The following is a 17,853-nucleotide window of genomic DNA, read 5'->3' as shown; positions in this document are numbered from 1 at the left end:
GCGCCCGCCTCAGCCCGAGCAGGGGTTGGGCGGTGTCCGTCGGGTCATCGGGCATCCTGCCTTCGGGGTGGTGGCCGGGCCGGGGTCCCAGGCGGTCGTGTGACGAACCACCCGGGGACCCATGGTGGTCATCGCACTCAACGCGACATCAGCGAGAGCGCGTACACGCCGATGGCCGCGAAGTCGTCCGCCGGTTCCGACGCCTGCCAGGACCGGACGTCGTCCACGAACCGGCTGCCCCGCCCGGTGAACGGCGCGTAGCGGTCCACGCCGTCCGACGGGCAGGGCACCATCCCTTCCAGGTGGCCGCCCAGCCCGTCGTGGAACAGTGACGCGTCGTTCGGCCCGTTCACCACGGCCCCAGTGGCGGGCTTACGGGTGATGTCGGAGATCTGGTAGTGCGGGCACCTGATCGCGTTCTCGCCCGCCCCGGCCACGAACGACACGCCCCAGGCGTTGGCGCCGAACACCCAGCCGCGCTGCCGCGTCCCGAAAGCGTCGTAGGCCCGGTCCCCGCTCACCGACGCGTACAGCCGCGACGTCGCCGCCAGCCCGAACGCGTGCGGCACCGCGTCGAACTCGGCGTACGCGGCCCCCGCCCGGAACGGATCCTTCGCCGCCCGCGCGGAACCGATCTCCAGCTGGGCCCGCAGATCGCCCACCAGCTGCTGCTCGGAGACCGCCAGCCCGTCGGAGATCTTCCGCTGACCTCCCGAGCCGACCAGCGCCGGCTGCCCGTCCGGACCCATCACCTGGTCGGCCTGCACCGGGCTGGACGCGTCCGCCTGCCGGATCGCCTTGACCAGGTCGGTGTGGGCGAGGGCGCTCACGTCGTACAGGTTGAGGGTGTCGTCCCCGGCCTCGTGCTCCAGGTACTGGCCGGCCCAGCGCGCCGCCTGCTCCAGCCAGCCCACGGCCCGGTCGTCGCCGAGCCGCAGCGCCGCCAGCGCCAGCTCGGCGCCGCCCAGCTCCATGTCGTCGCGCCAGGCACTCTCCGGGTAGAAGGCGTGCGGCAGCGAGGTGACGAGCTGCCCCACCTTCTCCGTCTTGGCCATCGCGTAGACCGCCGCCGCCTTGCCCAGCAGCGCCGTCGCCCGCTCCCGGGAGGGTTCCAGCTGCGCGGCCAGCGCGAAGGCCGCCGCGGTACGGCCGGCCAGGTTCGGGCTGATCGGCTTGCCGGGGGCGGCCGCGCGGAAGACCGGCCGGTGGCGCAGGTAGCGGTGCTTGGAGGAGTCGTCGGACTCGGGCAGCCGCCAGACGTCGTGGTCGCCGACGTAGGTGGCTTCCTTGTCGCCCGCGCCGATGCCGACCTGGATGTAGAGGGTCTTGGAAGCGCCGTCCCACATTTTGTCCAGATATTTCAGGCCGTGGCTGGCTTCGCGATTGAGACGCTGATCGGGTCCGCCGTCCCGAACCGAGGCCCAGAGCAGTGTGTCGACATAAGCCAGGATGTGGGTGAACTTGAGATAGTCGCCCGCGTCGAACCAGCCACCCTCGACGTTCACCGGCCCGCCGATTTTCCGCAGCCCGCCCTTGATCTCGTCGGTGTCCGGCCCGGTGAACACGGGCCAGTCGTAGACCGAGGCGGCTTTGTCGTTGGCGTGCCTGCGGCCGCCGTCGCGCTGCCCCTCGAAGAAGGTGAGGATCTTCGAGGTGGGCGAGGCCGGGACGATCCGGAAGGCGGGGGAGGTGATCGTGCCCGACTTGATCCGGTAGCGGCCCGGGTCCTTCAGCGAGGTGAGGTCCAGGCCGTACACGTGCCCGTACGTGCCGTTCCACGAGCCCAGGTCGCGGCCCGCCGTACCCTTGAGCACCTCGCGCCCGTCGTCGCGGACGACGCTGAAGCGCGCGCCCGCCGATCGCGCGCGGGTCATCAGGAAGGCGTGCTTGGACTCCGCGGGCGCGAAGCCCACCTGATCGACCCGGATGTGACCGGGTGGCGGCGGTGCGGCGGCGGCCGGGACGCTCCCCATGGTCAGAACGGTCAAGGCGACAGCTAAGGCGTACCTCATCATGGGGCGCTCCATGGAATTATGAGAACAGCGTTCGGCACGGTATTCGCGTGTGACAGGGGAGGTCAATAGTGGCGCGAGGGTTAATACACGTACATTGACGAAATGACCGTCAATTACCCGGAACGCCGGGCGCGGGTCGCGGAAATGCTGCCCGCGCGCGAGGTCGACGCGATCCTCGTCACCTCGGGCGTCAACGTGCGCTACCTCACCGGGCTGGAGAGCTCGAACGCCGCGGTGCTCGTCAAGGCCGACGGCTCCGCGCTGCTGGTGACCGACAACCGCTACATCGAGAAGACGCGCGGGCTGGACGTGGCGGCCGTCGAGGCGTCCGACGTGGCGGCCCGGCTGGCCGCGCCCGGCATCGGGATCGAGGCGGCCAGCATGAGCGTGGCGACGTTCAACCGGCTGAGCAGCCTGCTGGAGAGCGGGCCCGTGCCGCTGGAGCCGCTCGTGGAGGTGCTGCGGGCGGTCAAGGACGACGACGAGCTCGAACTCCTCCGTACGGCCTGCGCGATCAGCGACCAGGCACTCGCCGACGTGATGGGCAACATCGGCCCCGGCGTCACCGAGCGCGACGTCGCCCGGCTCCTTGAAGCCCGCATGATCGAGCTGGGCGCCGACGGACCGGCCTTCGCCACCATCGTCGCGGCGGGCGAGAACGGCGCCATCCCGCACCACGCGCCCACCGGCAGGGAGCTGCGCACGGGCGACCTGGTCACCGTGGACTTCGGCGCCTGCTACCAGGGCTACCACGCCGACATGACGCGTACGGTCGCCCTGGGCGGCCCGGCCGCCTGGCAGCGGGAGATCTACGACCTGGTCGCCGAGGCGCAGCGCGCGGGCAGCCAGGCGCTGGCGCCGGGCGCGACGGCCAAGGAGGTGGACGCGGCCGCCCGCTCGGTCATCGAGGCGGCGGGTCACGGCGGCCACTTCAGGCACGGCCTCGGCCACGGCGTCGGGCTGGAGATCCACGAGGACCCGTTCCTGGGCCCGTTGAGGACCGGTAGACTTGAGGATCGAGTTCCTGTCACCGTCGAGCCGGGGATCTATCTCCCGGACCGGGGCGGTGTTCGCATCGAGGACACCCTTGTGACACGCACGGGCGGGCCGGAACTCCTCACGAAGACGACCAAGGAGCTGCTCGTCCTTTGAGCGGCCACACGCGGGAGAATACGAGTGGCGACGACCAACGACCTCAAGAACGGCATGGTGTTGAAGCTCGACGGCGGTGAGCTGTGGGCCGTTGTGGAGTTCCAGCACGTCAAGCCGGGCAAGGGCGGCGCGTTCGTCCGCACCAAACTCAAGAACGTGCTCTCGGGCAAGGTCGTCGACAAGACCTTCAACGCCGGCGTGAAGGTCGACGTGGCCAACGTCGACAAGCGCGAGATGCAATATTCCTACAAGGACGGCGACGACTTCGTCTTCATGGACACCGAGACCTACGACATGGTCAACGTGCCCTCCGGCACGGTCGGCACCGCCGCTAACTACATGCTCGAGAACACCCTGGCCACGATCGCCTTCAACGAGGGCTCCGCGCTCTACATCGATCTGCCCGCGGCGGTCGAGCTGATCATCTCCAACACCGAGCCGGGCCTGCAGGGCGACCGCTCCACCGGCGGCACCAAGCCCGCCACCCTGGAGACCGGCGCCGAGGTCAAGGTCCCGCTCTTCATCACCACCGGCGAGAAGATCAAGGTCGACACCCGCAGCGGCGAATACCTCGGCCGGGCCTGAGGTGTCGGCGCGAGGCAAAGCACGCAGGCGTGCGCTCGACATCCTCTTCGAGTCCGAGCTGCGCGGCGAGGATCCACTGCGGATCCTCGCCGAGCGGGTCGAACGGCAGGAGCCCCCGGTCAACGAATACACCTCGACCATCGTCGAGGGCGTGGCCCGTCACCAGGCCCGCATCGACGAGCTGATCACCACCTACTCCGAGGGCTGGACCCTCGACCGCATGCCCGCCGTCGATCGCAACCTGCTGCGGGGCGGCACCTATGAGCTCCTGTGGATGCCCGGCGTCCCCGAGGGCGTGGTCATCAGCGAGTGGGTGCACCTGGCGGGCGAGCTGTCGACGGATGAGTCGCCCCAGTTCGTGAACGGGCTGCTGGCCCGCTTCAAGCAGCTGAAGCCAAGTATCACCCTTTAGGCAGCCTCTTCGGATGCATCGGGTTCTACCCCCGGCGGATACCGGCCCCACCGAGTAGAAGAAGTTCCTACTTCTGATCCGAAGTCCGTCCATGTTCGCGAGGTACGTTCCACATACGCGGCCTGCACGGCTTGCGCTAGGCGAGGGACGTGTATGCCGCACGGTCAACCGTTCGACGCCCGCCGGGCGCATGGTTGACCGTGCGGCTCGGCCAGGAGCCCACCCGCCCCGGTCCCGTCCCGAGCCAGGAAGACAGCGCCGGCCATGGGCGCCGACGCCCCACAAAAGGCCCCGCCGGCCCATCCCAGCCGGCGGGGCACCAGCGTCCTACCAGGTCCAGTCGGAGTGCGCCTCGGCCCGCCACGTCTTGGGGAAATACTGCTGGATGGCGAAGGCCATGCCGATGCCCCGGGCGATGAACTGGTCGCGCTCCAGCTTCCTGGTGATCGGCTGGCCGGGCGCGCCCTGGTTGTCCCACCAGGACTCCCACTGCTTGACGCAGGTCTTCCGCCCGTACTTGGCGTTGGAGCAGGGCGCGGGCGGCGACCAGATCTGCGTGTGGCCGAAGTCGACGACCTTGCCCGAGGACTCCTCGGTGATGGTGCCCCAGGCCTTGAGGCAGTACGCCTGGCCGGGGATGTCCCACTTCACGTAGTGCTGCCGGCCGCTGGTGGCCAGGGTGCGCAGATCGTCGCACTTGGCGTCGCCGATCTGCTCCTTGGTGACCCGCACGCGGTAGTAGGTGCCGTTGTCGCGCCAGCCGTCGAGCATGACCCAGTCACCGTCGTGAACGAACTTCTCCGCGTAGCTCGGCGGCCACTTGGCGGGATCGCCCCAGCTGATCTCCGACGTGGTGTCCGAGAGCGGCTTCCAGGCCCACTGCCCGGCGGCCCTGCCGTCGGCCCAGAACTGGCCGGCGCTGCGCGACATCATCCGCGAGTACGCGCCGTAGACCTCACCCGCCGTCTCCGCCTGGGCCGGTACGAACGGCAGGAGCCCCAGGGCCACCACTGCCAGCGCAATATACCGAAAAATCCTCATATGTCCCTCTGTGCATAGATCGTCGGCGGCAAGTCCATCGCACCGGGCGGCACCGGCGAGGGCGCTTCGATGATTCTGGAAGCGAGCCTGGAAGCGAGGAGGCGGAGCGGGCGATCTCCCACACCGCGTAGGCTGGGGCGGGAGCTTTATGGGACAGGGCTTCAGCGGCATGGGTCGGGCGACATAGGTTCGTGGAGCAGAGGGAGGCGAGCCGAGGTTGCGTTCTGAAGGGCGTACCGCGGGCGTGACGAGGACTCCGGCGGTGCGGACCGCCGTCGTCTGGGCGGCGCTGCGGGCGGTGCTGGCCGAGCGGGCGGCCGCCACGGGGCGCGACGGTCTCGACATCGTCGACGCCGGCGGCGGGACCGGCGGGTTCGCGGTGCCGCTGGCCGAGCTGGGCCACACGGTCACCGTGGTCGACCCGAGCCCCGACTCGCTGGCCGCGCTGGAGCGCCGGGCCAAGGAGAAGGGCGTGAGCGTGCGCGCCCTGCAGGGCGACGCCGCCGACCTGGGCGACCTGCTCGACCACGACAGCGCCGATCTGGTCATCTGCCACAGCGTGCTCGAATACGTCGAAGACCCGATCAGCGCCCTCACGGCCGTCGCCGGGGTGCTGCGCGCGGGCGGCGCGGTCAGCGTGCTGGCCGCCAATCCGGTCTCCAGCGCCATCCACCGGGCGCTCGCGGGCCAGTTCGACGAGGCCAGGGCCGTGCTGAGCGACCCGAGGGGCAGCTGGGGCGACCGCGACCCCACCCCGCGCCGCTACACCGCGGAGACGCTCGCCCAGCTGCTGGCCGCGACCGGGTTCACGGTCGGAGAGGTGCACGGCGTGCGGGTGTTCGCCGACCTGGTGCCCAGCAGGCTGGTCGACGGCGAGCCGGGCGCCGCCGAGGCCCTCGTGGCGCTCGAACAGGCCGCCGCCGTCCATCCCGTGCTGCGTGACATCGCCACGCAGCTCCACGTCCTGGGCCATCGCGGCTGACCTGCCCCTACCATGGAACACGTGTTCGGATAGAATGGTGGCGTGTCTCGCAAGCAGATCACGGGCATCGGCCCCGCTCCTCAGACCGGGGCCGATGACGGCGGCTGCCCGATCCTGCACGTCGACATGGACGCCTTCTTCGCCAGCGTCGAGCTGCTCGACCGCCCGGAGCTGCGAGGGCGCCCGGTGATCGTCGGCTCGCCGGCCGGGCGCGGCGTGGTGCTCAGCGCCACCTACGAGGCCAGGGCCTACGGCGTGCACTCGGCGATGCCGATGAGCAGGGCGCGCCGGATGTGCCCCCAGGCCACCATCATCCCGCCCAGCCACGGCAAATACTCCGAGGTCTCCAAGGGGGTCATGGAGATCTTCCACGCGATCACCCCGATGGTCGAGCCGATCGCCTCCGACGAGGCGTTCCTCGACGTCGGCGGCGCCCGGCGCCGGCTGGGCCCGCCCGCCGCGATCGCCGCGATGATCAGGGCCCAGGTGCTGGAGCGCTACGGCATCACGTGTTCGGTGGGGGTGGCGAGCAGCAAGTTCGTGGCCAAGCTCGCCTCGAAGCAGTGCAAGCCAGACGGCCTCCTGGTGGTGCCTGAGGGCGAGGTGGTGGATTTCCTCCACCCGCTGCCCGTCTCGGCCCTGTGGGGCGTTGGTGAGCGCACGGAGCAGTCCCTGACGCGCCTCGGCATCCGCACGGTCGGCGATCTGGCCAAGGTCCCCGTCAACACCCTGCGGCGCGAGCTGGGCCAGGCCGTGGGGGGCCATCTGGCCGCGCTGGCATGGGGGCGCGACGAGCGCCCGGTGACCGCGCACGTGCCCGACAAGAGCATCGGCAACGAGGAGACCTTCGCGGCCGACGTCGACGATCCCGAAGTGATCAAACGCGAACTGCTGCGCCTGTCCGAGCGAGTGGCCGCCCGGATGCGTAAGGCCGGTCACGTGGGCAGGACAGTGAGCGTGAAGCTCCGCCGAGCCGACTTCTCCACGATCAACCGGTCCAAGACCCTCAGAGAGCCGACCGACGTGGCCCAGGAGATCTACACGACCGCCTGCGAGCTCTTCGAGGCCGCCGGGCTCGAGCGGGTGCGGCTGCGCCTGGTCGGGGTGAGGATGGAAAACCTGCGCCCCGCCGATTCATCCTCCCGCCAGCTCGGTCTGGGCGAGCGGGAGACCGGCTGGCGGGAGGCCGAACAGGCGATGGATCGAGCAATCCGGAGATTTGGTCCCGATGCGGTGCTCCCGGCGTCGCTTGTACGCGGCAGACTTGATGAAATGGAGGCATGACGTCGATGTCACGATTTCTGAGGAGGGGCGCTGGATGACCCACAATGGAGTCATGACGTCACCTCCGGTTTGGTCTGCGTTGGGCGTTCGCTTTCGCCTACGTCTCCGGCCTCGTATTCTGGGGATAACCGACCGCGAGGTTCGGACACCCCGTGTCGTCCGTTGCCGTCTTCCCCGTCCTGGGGCCGTCCTTGGGAGGCGCCGTGCCGCTCTCTGACCACGAGCAGCGCTTGCTCGACCAGATCGAGCAGGCCCTCTACGCCGAGGACCCGAAGTGGGCCAACACCGTAAGGATCAGTGACCCGCGCAGCCATTACAAACGTCGCCTCATCAAGGCCTCCATCGGCTTTGCGCTCGGCGTCGTCCTGCTGATGGTCGGCGTAGTGATCAATATGATCCCCCTCGGCGTCGGCGGTTTCGTGGTCATGCTCGCCGCGTGTCTGTGGGGTCTGTCCAGCTGGAAACGCATGAACGGGTTCGGCGACGCCGCGCCCGCCTCTGGTGCCTCCGTCTCGGGCAAGCCGGCCCGCCGGGGCAACCGAGGCAGCTTCATGGAGCGCATGGAGGAGCGCTGGCGCCGTCGTCACGACGAGCGCTGAGCGCCGGACGACCTCCAGACGACCGTGCGGCCGCCCCCGGAAGGGGACGACCGCACGGTCGATTCGGACGTTCACGAGCCCTTGTGGGCCGCCGTCCGCCGCCACCTGATGTTCTCCAGCCGGTCGAAGCCGTCGAGCACACCCTCGCCCATCTGACGCAGCCGCCGTAGCGTCGACGGAGGCAGCAGCAGGGCCCGCACCCGCCTCCAGCGCGACACCGTGGCCGCCAGCGCCTGCCGTACCTTGCGAAGGTCCTTCCTCATCGGCGCGATCTCTCCGGCGTCCCGCGCGAACAACGCCCGCTCGACCGCCGAGGCGATCGCCGCGATGGACGCGGCCGGCTCGGCCCCGAACTCATAGCGCTCGGTCAGCCGCCGCGCCAGCGCCCGGGGCGTCTCGCTGGGCTCGCGGGCCATTCCGTAGTCGAACAGCACGTCGTCCAGCTCCGCCCAGGCGGCCGCCACGGCCGGGTGGCTGCCCGCCGCGACCCTGGCCGTCATCTCGTCAGACGGCTCGGACACCTTCCAGCCCAGCGCGCGGACCCGCCTGCTCCTGGTGATCAGCCGTATCCCGGCCGGGATCAGCAGGATGAGCAGGAGCACGCCCGCGCCGATGCCGATCTTGCCGATCAGCGGCATCGAGTCGTCCACCGGCAGCCCGCTGTCGGCGATGGTGGCCTCGCGGTCGAGCGCGCGGGGGTTGTTCCGGTTCTGCGGGCCGAGCGGCGAGTCGTCGGACGTGCTGGTCGCCCCGGGCGTCGGCGTGGAGTTGTCGCTCGTGGAACGGGGGAGCGGCTGCGTGTAGGCGGGCACCCGGGCGCTGCCCTGGCCGAGCGAGCCCGTCGGAGTGGGCTCGAACGGCAGCCAGCCCACGCCGTCGAAGTACAGCTCCGGCCACGAGTGGGAGTCGTTGGTGCCGACCGTCCACCTGTCGCCGTCCTTCGTGCCGCCCGTGTAGCCGATCGCCACCCTGGCCGGGATGCCCACCAGCCTGGCCAGCACCGCCATCGACGCGGCGAACTGCTCGCAGTAACCGGCCCTGCTGCGCAGCAGGAAGTCCTTCAGCGCGGAGTTGCCGGAGCCCTGCGTCTTGAGGCTGTAGGTGAAGTCACCGGTCTTGGTGAAGAACTCCTGGATTTTCACCGCGGCCTCGTAGCTGCTCCGGGCGTTCGCCGTCACCTTGGCCGCCAGGTCCCTGATCTCCGGGGGCAGGTTGTCGGGCAGCTTGAGGTAACGCGGGTCGCTCGCCGAGGCCCTGGCCTGCGGCAGCGCTTCGAGCAGGTCGCCGGTCACCGCTGGCTCGGTGGTCAAGACCTCGTAGCCGAGTCCGGCGGCCTCGTCCCTGGTGGAGAAGACCATCAGGGTGGTGGTGTCCGCGCGCCAGTCGCCGTCGATGTTGATCTGCCGCGGCGGGTACGGCAGGGGCAGGAACGACAGCCGCTCGATCTCGTCACTGAGCTGGATCTTGGTCGTCACGTTCGAGACCTTGGTCGCCGGTGACAGGCCGGGCGGAGCGGGCAGCGGGCCGTTCTCCGTCCTGTTGTCCGGTGAGCCTTTCGGCTCCGTCATGCCGAACTGCTCGCCGTCGAAGGTGTCGAGCGAGTAGATCCGCAGGTAGCGGGGCTTGTCATCGGTGTTGGTGTACGACAGGACGACGCGCCGCTCCGGCAGCTCCAGCTGGCCCTTCAGACCGGCGATGGGATTCGGGATGCTGATCGAATTGCCCCTGCCCGACCCGTTACCGCCCACCCCGAAGGTGAAGAACGACACCGGCTCCATCGCCGGCAGCGCCGCGGGCACCAGGACCGCCAGCGCGATCGCGGCGAACCCGATGCGCTTGCCCGACAGGCGCAGCCCCCGGGTGTCGGCCGTCTCGCGCTCGGCGCCCGGCACCGGTGAGGTGGCGGCGCGGGTCCGCCTGACCAGCACCGCGCGTCCCCAGTGGCCGACGCGTTCGCGGCCGTCGGCGATCAGCAGACCGGTGAAGCCGAGAGCGGCGATGATGAACGCGGGCCAGCTGATCGGATCCGGCAGGATCGTGGCTGGCACCGTGGCCAGCGCCAGCATCGGCAGCCCCGCCAGCGCCGCCCGCCGCAACCGCGCGGCGAACAGGTCCACCATGAGCGCGATGAGCCCCACGCCGCCGGTCGTCAGCAGCGCTATGCCCTCGGTGGCGGGCACCGGCGCGGCGAAGCGCTGGATGTCGGCCCAGCCGGTGCCCAGCAGCTTGGCCAGTTCCAGCACCGACCCCTTGGTCGGCACCACCCAGGCCCACGCCTTGTCGGAGGCGAAGGCCATGGTCAGATAGATCCACAGCGCGGCCACGCTCACCAGCGCCGCCGCCCACGCGGGCAGCGACAGCCGCCCGCTCACCAGGCCACCGCACATCACCGCGAGCACCGCCCCCAGCGACGCCCAGAACCAGGAGCCGCCCTGGAAGAGCGGATAGAGCAGGACGGCCGCGCAGAACGTGGCCACCGCCGAGGCGATCGACAGCCTCATGCCGCACCTCCTGCCGAGTTGAGCGCGTACCTGCCGCGGTTGGCGGCGTCCTGCCAGACCGAGGCGATCGGCACGCCGGCGGGCAGCCGCACGATGCGCCACCCGTAACCGGCGAGGACCGCCTGCACCGCCTGGTAGTTCTCCGTGGAGCCCGGCTCGCCGCCGTCCCACGTGCCCACGTCGAGGAGTACGGCCACGCCGGTGATGCCGCTGTGCCTGAGCCTGGCCAGCTCCCTGGCCTCCTCCGGGTCCAGCGAGCCGAGCACGGCCACGATCAGCCCGTCGCCGCCGCCCTGACGCAGCGCGGACACGCCCAGCTCCAGCGAGCGGGCGGGGCTGTTCCGTACCACCGCGAGGGTGTCGAGCAGCGACCAGCTCAACCCGGTGTCGGTCAGGTGCTCGGCGCCCTGGTCGGTCACCAGTCTCAGGCCGAGGCCCTCATGGGCGAGATGCACGCCGATGGAGGCCGCGGCCGAGACCGCCACCTCGAAGGAGGAACGCGGGCCCTCGCCGCGGTGGGCGTAGCGGCGCGTGTCGAGCAGCAGCGCGCCGCGGCTCTGCCACTGCTGCTCCTCGCGCCGCACCATCAGCTCGCCGTGGCGGGCGGTGGAGCGCCAGTGCACCCGCCGCAGGTCGTCGCCCTGCCGGTACTCGCGCGGCGCCACGTCGTCGTCGCCGGCCGCCGCCACACTCCTGGTACGGCTGTCGCCGCCCCCGGTCCACTCACCCGACAGCCGTACGTGGGGCAGCGCCACCACCTGCGGCGTCACCACCAGCGTGTCGCTGATGGTGAACCCCCGGGTGAGCTCCACCAGCCCGAACGGGTCGGTGATGCGCACGGACAGCGGGCCGATCGTGTAGCGGCCGCGCAGGTCGGAGCGGACCCGGTAGTCGATCTCCCGGATCCCGCGCGACTCCACCCGGTCCAGCACGAACCGGGGCCGCACGCCCAGCGCGTACGGCACGGTGTCCTCGATGAGCAGCAGCCCGGTGGGCAGCCGGGTGACGTTCTCCAGGCGCAGCGTCACGGTCGCCTCACCGCCCACCTCCGCCCTGGCCGGGTCCAGGCGCCGCGCGCAGCTCAGCCGGTAGCGGGTGCGCGCCACCACCATCGCGGCCAGCAGCGGCAGCGCCGTCACCAGGACCCCGATCCTGAACAGGTCGTTCTCGCCCAGGAGGAAGGCCATCAACATGGCGGCCACCCCGGAGGCCAGGAACGAGCGTCCCCGGGAAGTCAGCGCCCGCAGCCCGTCTCTCACGACGCTCGCGTCTCCGGCACGGGCACGCGCCTGACCAGCTCGGTCACCACCTGCTCGGGCAGGCGGCGCTGTCCCTGGGCCTCGACGCTGGGCAGCAGCCGGTGCGCGAGCACCGGCACGGCCAGCTCCTGCAGGTCGTCGGGGATGACGTAGTCGCGCCCGGACAGCGCCGCGTTGGCCCTGGCCGCCCTGACCAGCTGCAATGTCGAGCGCGGCGAGGCGCCCAGCCGCAGGTCGGGGGAGTGGCGGGTGGCGACGGCGAGGTCGATGGCGTACTTCTTGACCGGCTGCGAGACGTACACGCCGCGGACCGCCTCGATCAGCGCGCGCACCTCGGCGGTCGTGGCGACCGGCTGCAGCTTGTCCAGTGGCGGGGTGCCGCCGTGCACGTCGAGCATCTCCAGCTCGGCCGAGGGCTCCGGGTAGCCCATCGCGACGCGGGCGGTGAAACGGTCGCGCTGCGCCTCCGGGAGGGGATAGGTGCCCTCCATCTCGATCGGGTTCTGCGTGGCGATCACCATGAAGGGCGCGTCGAGCGGGTAGGTCACTCCGTCGACCGTGACCTGGCGCTCCTCCATGCACTCCAGCAGCGCCGACTGCGTCTTGGGCGAAGCCCGGTTGATCTCGTCGCCCACCACGATGTTGGCGAACACCGGCCCCGGCTTGAACTCGAACTCCCGGGTCTGCTGGTTGTAGGCGCTCACACCGGTGATGTCGCTGGGCAGCAGGTCCGGCGTGAACTGGATGCGCCGGACCGGACAGTCGATGGACCTGGCCAGTGCCTTGGCCAGCATGGTCTTGCCGACTCCGGGCACGTCCTCGATCAGCAGGTGGCCTTCGGCCAGCAGGACAGTCAGGGTGAGGCGGACGGCGTCCCCTTTGCCCTCGATCACCGACTCGATCGCCTGCCGAATCCGGTGCGCGGTGGAGACCAGCTCGTCGAGCCGGCTAGGGACGTCATGGGTTACTGCCACCAGGCCTCCATGAGAAGTGCTACGGCAGTCCCGCGTGCCAGGGCGTGATTGCGGGAGCCATGCCATTCCTTTTCCATTGTGTGTACGACCCTACGACGCTGGGGGTTCTTGGGCGACTTTTACCGATATTCCAGAGAACCTGCCCCCAGTTGTGGTTCTTGTGCCATACGGGTGCGAATCCCGTGACAGTGGCCCTCGCGATGCGCTCCACTTTCCACCACGCGGCGCTTCGTGAAGCGCTTGATCCGCTAATTCCATGGTCATTCCAACCCTCGACACGCCCATGAGGGTTGGGTCGCGCCCCACCGCCCCCCACCCGACGGCATGGCTCTGACCTGCACTAACGCGCGGCGATCTAGTGGCGAAGCGGCTGGGAATCAGTTGACGGTGGGGAGAAGTGGAGTATGGTGGTGCGCAGTGGAGGGCCCGGTGCGCCAGCGCTGAGCGCTTCGCTAGGCACGGGAGGTGGGGCCGATGTTCCTCGGCACCCATCAGCCGCGTCTGGACGACAAGGGACGGCTGTTCCTGCCGGCTAAGTACCGTGAGGAGCTGGCGGAGGGTCTTGTGATCACCAAAGGCCAGGAGCGATGCCTCTACGTCTTTCCCGTAGAGGAGTTCCAGCGCATTACCGAGGCTCTCAGCACCGCCCCGGTCACCGCCAAGGCGGTGCGCGACTACAGCCGCGTCTTCTTCGCCAGCGCGTCCGACGAGACGCCTGACAAGCAGGGGCGCATCACGATCCCGCAGAGCCTGCGCCAATACGCGGGCCTCGTGCGTGACTGCGCGGTCATCGGGGCCAACACCCGGTTGGAGATCTGGGACGCCCAAGCCTGGGACACCTATCTCGACGCGCAGGAGCAGGCGTTCGCCGATCTGTCGGAGGAGGTGCTGCCAGGGATTCTGTAGAGCCACGGTCGATCCGTCGGAGATGTCGTTCGGCGAGGTCTCCACCCGCAACCACTGCCGGCCAGCTGATGCACCTTCCCCGGTGTCAGATGGCAGGCGTCCACGAAGAGGGTGCGGATGGGGACCTGGCCGGACGGCGCCGGGTGGGGGCCAGGTGGGCCGATGATCGTCCGGACGCGTCATCCGCGAGCAAGGACGCGAGAGGGGGGTTGGAGATGTACGACAACGCAGGCACGGGCGGTCACGTTCCGGTCATGCTCGACCGCGTTCTGGAGCTCTTGGCTCCGGCGCTGACCGGCCAGGAGCCCGTCGTCGTCGACGCCAACCTCGGCCTCGGTGGCCACTCGGAGGCCCTGCTCGCCGCTCATCCGTCTCTGCACCTGATCGGCATCGACCGCGACCCGTTCGCGATCGAGTTCTCCACGCGCAGGCTCGCCCCCTACGCCGACCGGACCACGCTGGTCCACGCCTCGTCCGACGAACTGGCCGACGTGCTCGCCCGCGCGGGCCACGCCACCGTCGACGGGGTGCTGTTCGACCTGGGGGTGTCCTCGCCGCAACTGGACGAGGCCGAACGCGGATTCGCCTATTCCTATGACGCTCCGCTCGACATGCGGATGGATACGGATCAAGAGCTCACAGCGGAGAAGGTGGTCAATACCTACTCGGCCGCGGAGCTAACCCGCATCCTCCGCGATTACGGAGAGGAACGGTTCGCACCGCGTGTCGCGCGCCTAATTCTCCAGGAAAGGGCCAAGGACCCCATAACGTCGACTAAGCGGTTGGCGGAGATCGTTCGTCAGGCGATTCCAGCCGCCACTCGGCGCACAGGGGGCAACCCCGCCAAGAGAACTTTCCAGGCGCTGCGCATCGAGGTCAACGCGGAGCTCGCCGCCCTGGAGGTGGCGCTGCCCGCGGCGCTCGACGCGCTGGTGCTCGGTGGGCGAGTCGTCGTGCTCTCCTACCACTCCCTGGAGGACCGGCTCACCAAGCAGGTCCTCGCGGCGCGAACCAAGGACACCGGCCCCCCTGGGTTGCCCGTCCCGCTGCCGGCTCATCAGCCGCGGTTCCGCCTGGTGACGAGGGGAGCCGAGCTCCCAAGTGAAGAAGAGTTGGCCCGCAACCCGCGGGCGACCTCGGCCCGGCTACGGGCGGCAGAGAGGATCCGTGTTGACCACCAGGACTGAGCAGGAGAGCAGGCGGGGCGCGGCCGTCCGCGGCGTCCCGCAGAAGACGGCGCCCAAGACCGGCCCGCGCAGGCCCGGCGTGCCTCACCAGTCCAAGCCCATCCCGCGTTCGCGCCCCGACGGTCCCGAGACGACCGGTCCCGGCGGGACATCGGCGGGCCAGGACCGGGCGCGCCCGGCGCTCAAGCGACGCCCGTCGCGGGGGCGCCAGCGGGCCCCGTTCGTGCTGCTCGTCGTCGGGCTGATGTGCGGCGGCCTGATGAGCCTGCTGCTGCTCAACGTCGTTCTCGCGCAGGACTCCAACACCGCGGCCAACCTGCGCAAAGAGATCGAGGTGGCACGGCAGGCCAACGAGGACGCCAAGCTCGTCAACGAGACGAACATGGGTCCCGGCCCGGTCGCCGACCAGGCCGAGATGCAGGGTCAGCACCGTGACTGGGACAAGCCCAACGTGCTGACCGAGGCGGGCGCCGACACCAGCCAGGTGGACCAGGGACGGTGAGAGACACAGGCGGCAGGGGGCAGGGTCCCGGCCGCGGCGGCGCCGGTTCCCAGGGAGGGCCCGGCGCCTCTCGCCGTACCCCCGGCGGGCCGGGGCGGCAGGGGCGGCAAGCGGGGTCGGCTCGCTCGGAGGGGGCGGGCCGGCCCGATGATCCACCCAAGGAGCCGAGAAAGCGGCCGGACCCGCTCGACCTCCCGTTCGGTCCGTTCGTCAGGGACGAAGGCCGCGACGACGGAGACGACCGCGGGGCCCGACGCCCGCAGGACCCGGCTGACGGGCCCCGCGGCCGCTCTCGCGAGGACGACCGCGAGGGCCCGCGTGCCCGGCCTCGGCAGGGTGGCGACGGGCCGAAGGGCCGTTCCCGGCAGGACGGGGACGACGCCGCCAAGGAGCGTGCCCGCCAGCGTTCCGTACGCCCGCGCCCGGAGGCCGAACGCCCCAGGGATCGCATCCCCCCGGCCAGGGACGAGCGCTCCCGGGCCCGCCAGGACGACGGGCCGCTCCGCCGTACCCGCGAAGAGGTCCCCCGTGACGTGCGCCGGGCCCGCGACGAGGCTCCCGGCGACGGCGGCAGGCTTCGCCGTACCCGCGACGACGAGCACACGCGCGTGCAGCCCCCCGCGCGGCGCGGCGGCGAGGGGCCGCCCCGCAGGCCCCCGGCGCCCCCGCGCCCGCCCAAGCCGTCGCCCGTGCTGCGCCTGGGCAACCCGCGCAGGCGCATCAACATCGGCCTGATCGGCATGACGTTCATCCTGTCGATCTTCGGCGGCCGGCTCGTCCAGATGCAGGGCCTCGACTCCAAGGTCTACGAGGCGCGGGCCGTGGGCCAGCGCACGCAGACCGAGGAGATCCCGGCCAAGCGCGGGTCCATCACCGACGTCAACGGTCACGCGCTGGCCGTCACCGTCGAGGCCCGCGAGATCGCCATCGACCCCAGCAAGATCAAGGATGAGGTACGGCCGAAGATCACCGCCGTGCTCGCCGCCCAGCTCGGCCGGCCCCAGGAGGAGATAGCCGCCAAGCTCGCCAAGACGAACACCCAATACCAGCTCCTGGCCAGGGACGCCGATCCGCTCGTGGCCAGCCGCCTGCTCAAGGCGGAAGTGCCCGCGATGACCACGAAGAAGACCTACCGCCGCGTCTACCCGGGCGGTGACCTGGCGGGCAGCCTGATCGGGTTCGTCGGCGACGAGCAGAGCGGGCTGGGCGGCATGGAACAGGCGCGCGACACCCTGCTGAAGGGGCGCGACGGCCAGCAGCGCGTCGAGACCGGTCGCGACGGCCAGCGCATCCCCATGACCAGCAGCCAGCGCACGGTCCCGGTCGACGGCCGCGACGTGCGGCTGACCATCGACCGCGACATCCAGTGGGCCGCCCAGCAGGCGGTGGCCAAGCAGGTGAGCGACTCCGGCGCGAGCAGCGGCACGGTCATCGTCATGGACGTGCGCAACGGGCAGATCATCGCCATGGCCAACGCCCCCGAGCTCGACCTGAACAACTGGCGCAAGGGCCCTGCGGCCCTCTACGTCAACCGGGCCGCCTCCGAGGTCTTCGAGCCGGGCAGCACCAACAAGGTGATCACCGCCGCCGCCACCCTGGAGGCCGGCGTGGTGTCGCCCGACACGGTCTTCCAGGTCAAGGACAACATCAGGTGCGCGGACCGGGTGCTGCACGACGCGCACCCGCACAAGCCGGAGCCGATGACCTACCGCCAGGCCGTGGCCGAGTCCAGCAACGTGGCCACCATCATGGCCGCGCGCAAGGTCGGCAGCCAGCGCCTCTACGAGATGCTGAAGAGCTTCGGCTTCGGCGCGCGGCCGGGCGGCGGCGTGCCCAACGCGGAGGCCGGCCTGCTGCCCAACTACAAGAACTGGTCGGGCAGCCAGAGCTGCACGATCGCCTACGGGCAGGGCGTGTCCGTGACCGCGCTGCAGATGGCCAGCGTCTACCAGACCATCGCCAACGGCGGCGTCAAGATCGAGCCGCAGATCGTCGCGGGCACGACGGACGAGTCGGGCAGGTTCGTACCGTCCGCTCCTGGTAAGGAGACCAGGGTGGTCAGCGACAAGACCGCCAAGGAGATCACCACCATGCTGGAGACCGCGGTGAGCGCCGAGGGCACCGGCGAGCTGGCCGCCATCCCGGGATACCGGGTGGCGGGCAAGACCGGCACCGCCAACCGCTACGACGCGCAGCTCGGCCGCTATGACGGCTACACGGCGTCGTTCGCCGGATTCGCCCCCGCCGACGCGCCGCGGCTGGTCGTGCTGTCCGTGCTGCAGAATCCCACGAAGGACCACTTCGGGGGCCAGGTCGCGGCCCCTGTTTTCAAGGACGTGATGACGTTCGCCATCAAGAGCAAGAAGATTCCGCCGACCGGCTCGGCCGCACCCACGGTGCGGACGCGCGCGGGACAGTGACCAGGGAAGGTACGCTGCGGCCGTGCGTCCCCCG

At 70.4% G+C, this 17,853-nt stretch carries 15 protein-coding genes; 10 read left to right on the top strand and 5 right to left on the bottom strand.

All coding sequences use genetic code 11. The features are described 5' to 3' along the window. Window positions 1-137: 137 nt before the first annotated feature. Window positions 138-2,015, bottom strand: coding sequence for a glycoside hydrolase family 9 protein (locus AB0J16_RS13625; protein ID WP_358538250.1), 1,878 nt, complete (start codon window positions 2,013-2,015; stop codon window positions 138-140). 102 nt (window positions 2,016-2,117) lie between these two features. On the opposite strand from AB0J16_RS13625, the gene AB0J16_RS13620 reads away from it, so the two are divergent. The 3 genes from AB0J16_RS13620 to nusB are packed head-to-tail and all read left to right on the top strand — an operon-like array spanning window position 2,118 to window position 4,164. Then, window positions 2,118-3,167, top strand: coding sequence for a Xaa-Pro peptidase family protein (locus tag AB0J16_RS13620; RefSeq protein WP_358538247.1), 1,050 nt, complete (start codon window positions 2,118-2,120; stop codon window positions 3,165-3,167). 24 nt (window positions 3,168-3,191) lie between these two features. Next, window positions 3,192-3,752, top strand: a complete 561-nt coding sequence (gene efp / locus AB0J16_RS13615) for an elongation factor P (RefSeq protein ID WP_357639628.1) — start codon at window positions 3,192-3,194, stop codon at window positions 3,750-3,752. A 1-nt stretch (window position 3,753) separates the two neighbouring features. Further along, window positions 3,754-4,164, top strand: coding sequence for a transcription antitermination factor NusB (nusB, locus tag AB0J16_RS13610; RefSeq protein ID WP_225291799.1), 411 nt, complete (start codon window positions 3,754-3,756; stop codon window positions 4,162-4,164). Window positions 4,165-4,491: 327 nt separating this feature from the next. On the opposite strand, the gene AB0J16_RS13605 is transcribed toward nusB, so the two are convergent. Beyond that, complete coding sequence (locus tag AB0J16_RS13605) at window positions 4,492-5,172, bottom strand: hypothetical protein (RefSeq protein ID WP_358538244.1); 681 nt, start codon at window positions 5,170-5,172, stop codon at window positions 4,492-4,494. A gap of 295 nt (window positions 5,173-5,467) precedes the next feature. On the opposite strand from AB0J16_RS13605, the gene AB0J16_RS13600 reads away from it, so the two are divergent. From AB0J16_RS13600 to AB0J16_RS13590, 3 genes are all read left to right on the top strand, one after another. Then, entirely contained in the window at window positions 5,468-6,187 is a 720-nt protein-coding gene (locus tag AB0J16_RS13600; RefSeq protein WP_358538242.1) for a methyltransferase domain-containing protein, read from the top strand. Between the two features lie 42 nt (window positions 6,188-6,229). Beyond that, window positions 6,230-7,471, top strand: a complete 1,242-nt coding sequence (gene dinB, locus AB0J16_RS13595; RefSeq protein WP_358538239.1) for a DNA polymerase IV — start codon at window positions 6,230-6,232, stop codon at window positions 7,469-7,471. A gap of 203 nt (window positions 7,472-7,674) precedes the next feature. Continuing rightward, entirely contained in the window at window positions 7,675-8,070 is a 396-nt protein-coding gene (locus tag AB0J16_RS13590) for a DUF3040 domain-containing protein (protein WP_358538237.1), read from the top strand. A 71-nt stretch (window positions 8,071-8,141) separates the two neighbouring features. Here the strand turns inward: AB0J16_RS13590 and AB0J16_RS13585 are convergent, their stop codons facing one another. The 3 genes from AB0J16_RS13585 to AB0J16_RS13575 are packed head-to-tail and all read right to left on the bottom strand — an operon-like array spanning window position 8,142 to window position 12,804. Beyond that, window positions 8,142-10,571, bottom strand: coding sequence for a DUF3488 and transglutaminase-like domain-containing protein (locus AB0J16_RS13585; protein ID WP_358538235.1), 2,430 nt, complete (start codon window positions 10,569-10,571; stop codon window positions 8,142-8,144). Continuing rightward, window positions 10,568-11,830: a DUF58 domain-containing protein gene (locus tag AB0J16_RS13580; RefSeq protein ID WP_357945380.1), complete on the bottom strand. Its 1,263-nt coding sequence runs from the start codon at window positions 11,828-11,830 to the stop codon at window positions 10,568-10,570. The genes AB0J16_RS13585 and AB0J16_RS13580 overlap by 4 nt, the downstream gene beginning before the upstream one ends. Continuing rightward, window positions 11,827-12,804 (bottom strand): MoxR family ATPase, encoded by a 978-nt coding sequence (locus tag AB0J16_RS13575; RefSeq protein WP_357639605.1) that lies wholly within the window; start codon window positions 12,802-12,804, stop codon window positions 11,827-11,829. The genes AB0J16_RS13580 and AB0J16_RS13575 overlap by 4 nt, the downstream gene beginning before the upstream one ends. A 474-nt stretch (window positions 12,805-13,278) precedes the next feature. On the opposite strand from AB0J16_RS13575, the gene mraZ reads away from it, so the two are divergent. The 4 genes from mraZ to AB0J16_RS13555 all read left to right on the top strand — a co-directional run bounded on the left by mraZ (window position 13,279) and on the right by AB0J16_RS13555 (window position 17,819). After that, on the top strand, window positions 13,279-13,710 hold the full coding sequence (gene mraZ, locus AB0J16_RS13570; RefSeq protein WP_214637671.1) for a division/cell wall cluster transcriptional repressor MraZ: 432 nt from the start codon (window positions 13,279-13,281) through the stop codon (window positions 13,708-13,710). A gap of 215 nt (window positions 13,711-13,925) precedes the next feature. After that, window positions 13,926-14,897: a 16S rRNA (cytosine(1402)-N(4))-methyltransferase RsmH gene (gene rsmH / locus AB0J16_RS13565; RefSeq protein WP_358538233.1), complete on the top strand. Its 972-nt coding sequence runs from the start codon at window positions 13,926-13,928 to the stop codon at window positions 14,895-14,897. Further along, the gene (locus AB0J16_RS13560) at window positions 14,881-15,399 is read left to right on the top strand and encodes a hypothetical protein (RefSeq protein ID WP_358538231.1); all 519 of its coding nucleotides are present in this window, start codon (window positions 14,881-14,883) and stop codon (window positions 15,397-15,399) included. Before rsmH ends, AB0J16_RS13560 begins: the two co-directional genes overlap by 17 nt. Beyond that, complete coding sequence (locus tag AB0J16_RS13555) at window positions 15,396-17,819, top strand: penicillin-binding transpeptidase domain-containing protein (RefSeq protein ID WP_358538229.1); 2,424 nt, start codon at window positions 15,396-15,398, stop codon at window positions 17,817-17,819. Before AB0J16_RS13560 ends, AB0J16_RS13555 begins: the two co-directional genes overlap by 4 nt. Window positions 17,820-17,853: the final 34 nt, after the last annotated feature.

It is taken from the genome of Nonomuraea sp. NPDC049750 (genome assembly GCF_040659625.1).
In the GTDB taxonomy this organism is placed as follows: Bacteria; Actinomycetota; Actinomycetes; order Streptosporangiales; family Streptosporangiaceae; genus Nonomuraea.
The sequence above is the reverse complement of the archived record's forward strand: the minus strand, read 5'-3'. Positions and strand labels throughout refer to the sequence as shown.

Coding starts and splice junctions, on each gene's coding strand:
- AB0J16_RS13585 (WP_358538235.1), bottom strand. CDS start 10,571: ATGAGGCTGTCGATCGCCTCGGCGGTGGCCACGTTCTGCGCGGCCGTC.
- AB0J16_RS13625 (WP_358538250.1), bottom strand. CDS start 2,015: ATGATGAGGTACGCCTTAGCTGTCGCCTTGACCGTTCTGACCATGGGG.
- mraZ (WP_214637671.1), top strand. CDS start 13,279: ATGTTCCTCGGCACCCATCAGCCGCGTCTGGACGACAAGGGACGGCTG.
- rsmH (WP_358538233.1), top strand. CDS start 13,926: ATGTACGACAACGCAGGCACGGGCGGTCACGTTCCGGTCATGCTCGAC.
- AB0J16_RS13620 (WP_358538247.1), top strand. CDS start 2,118: ATGACCGTCAATTACCCGGAACGCCGGGCGCGGGTCGCGGAAATGCTG.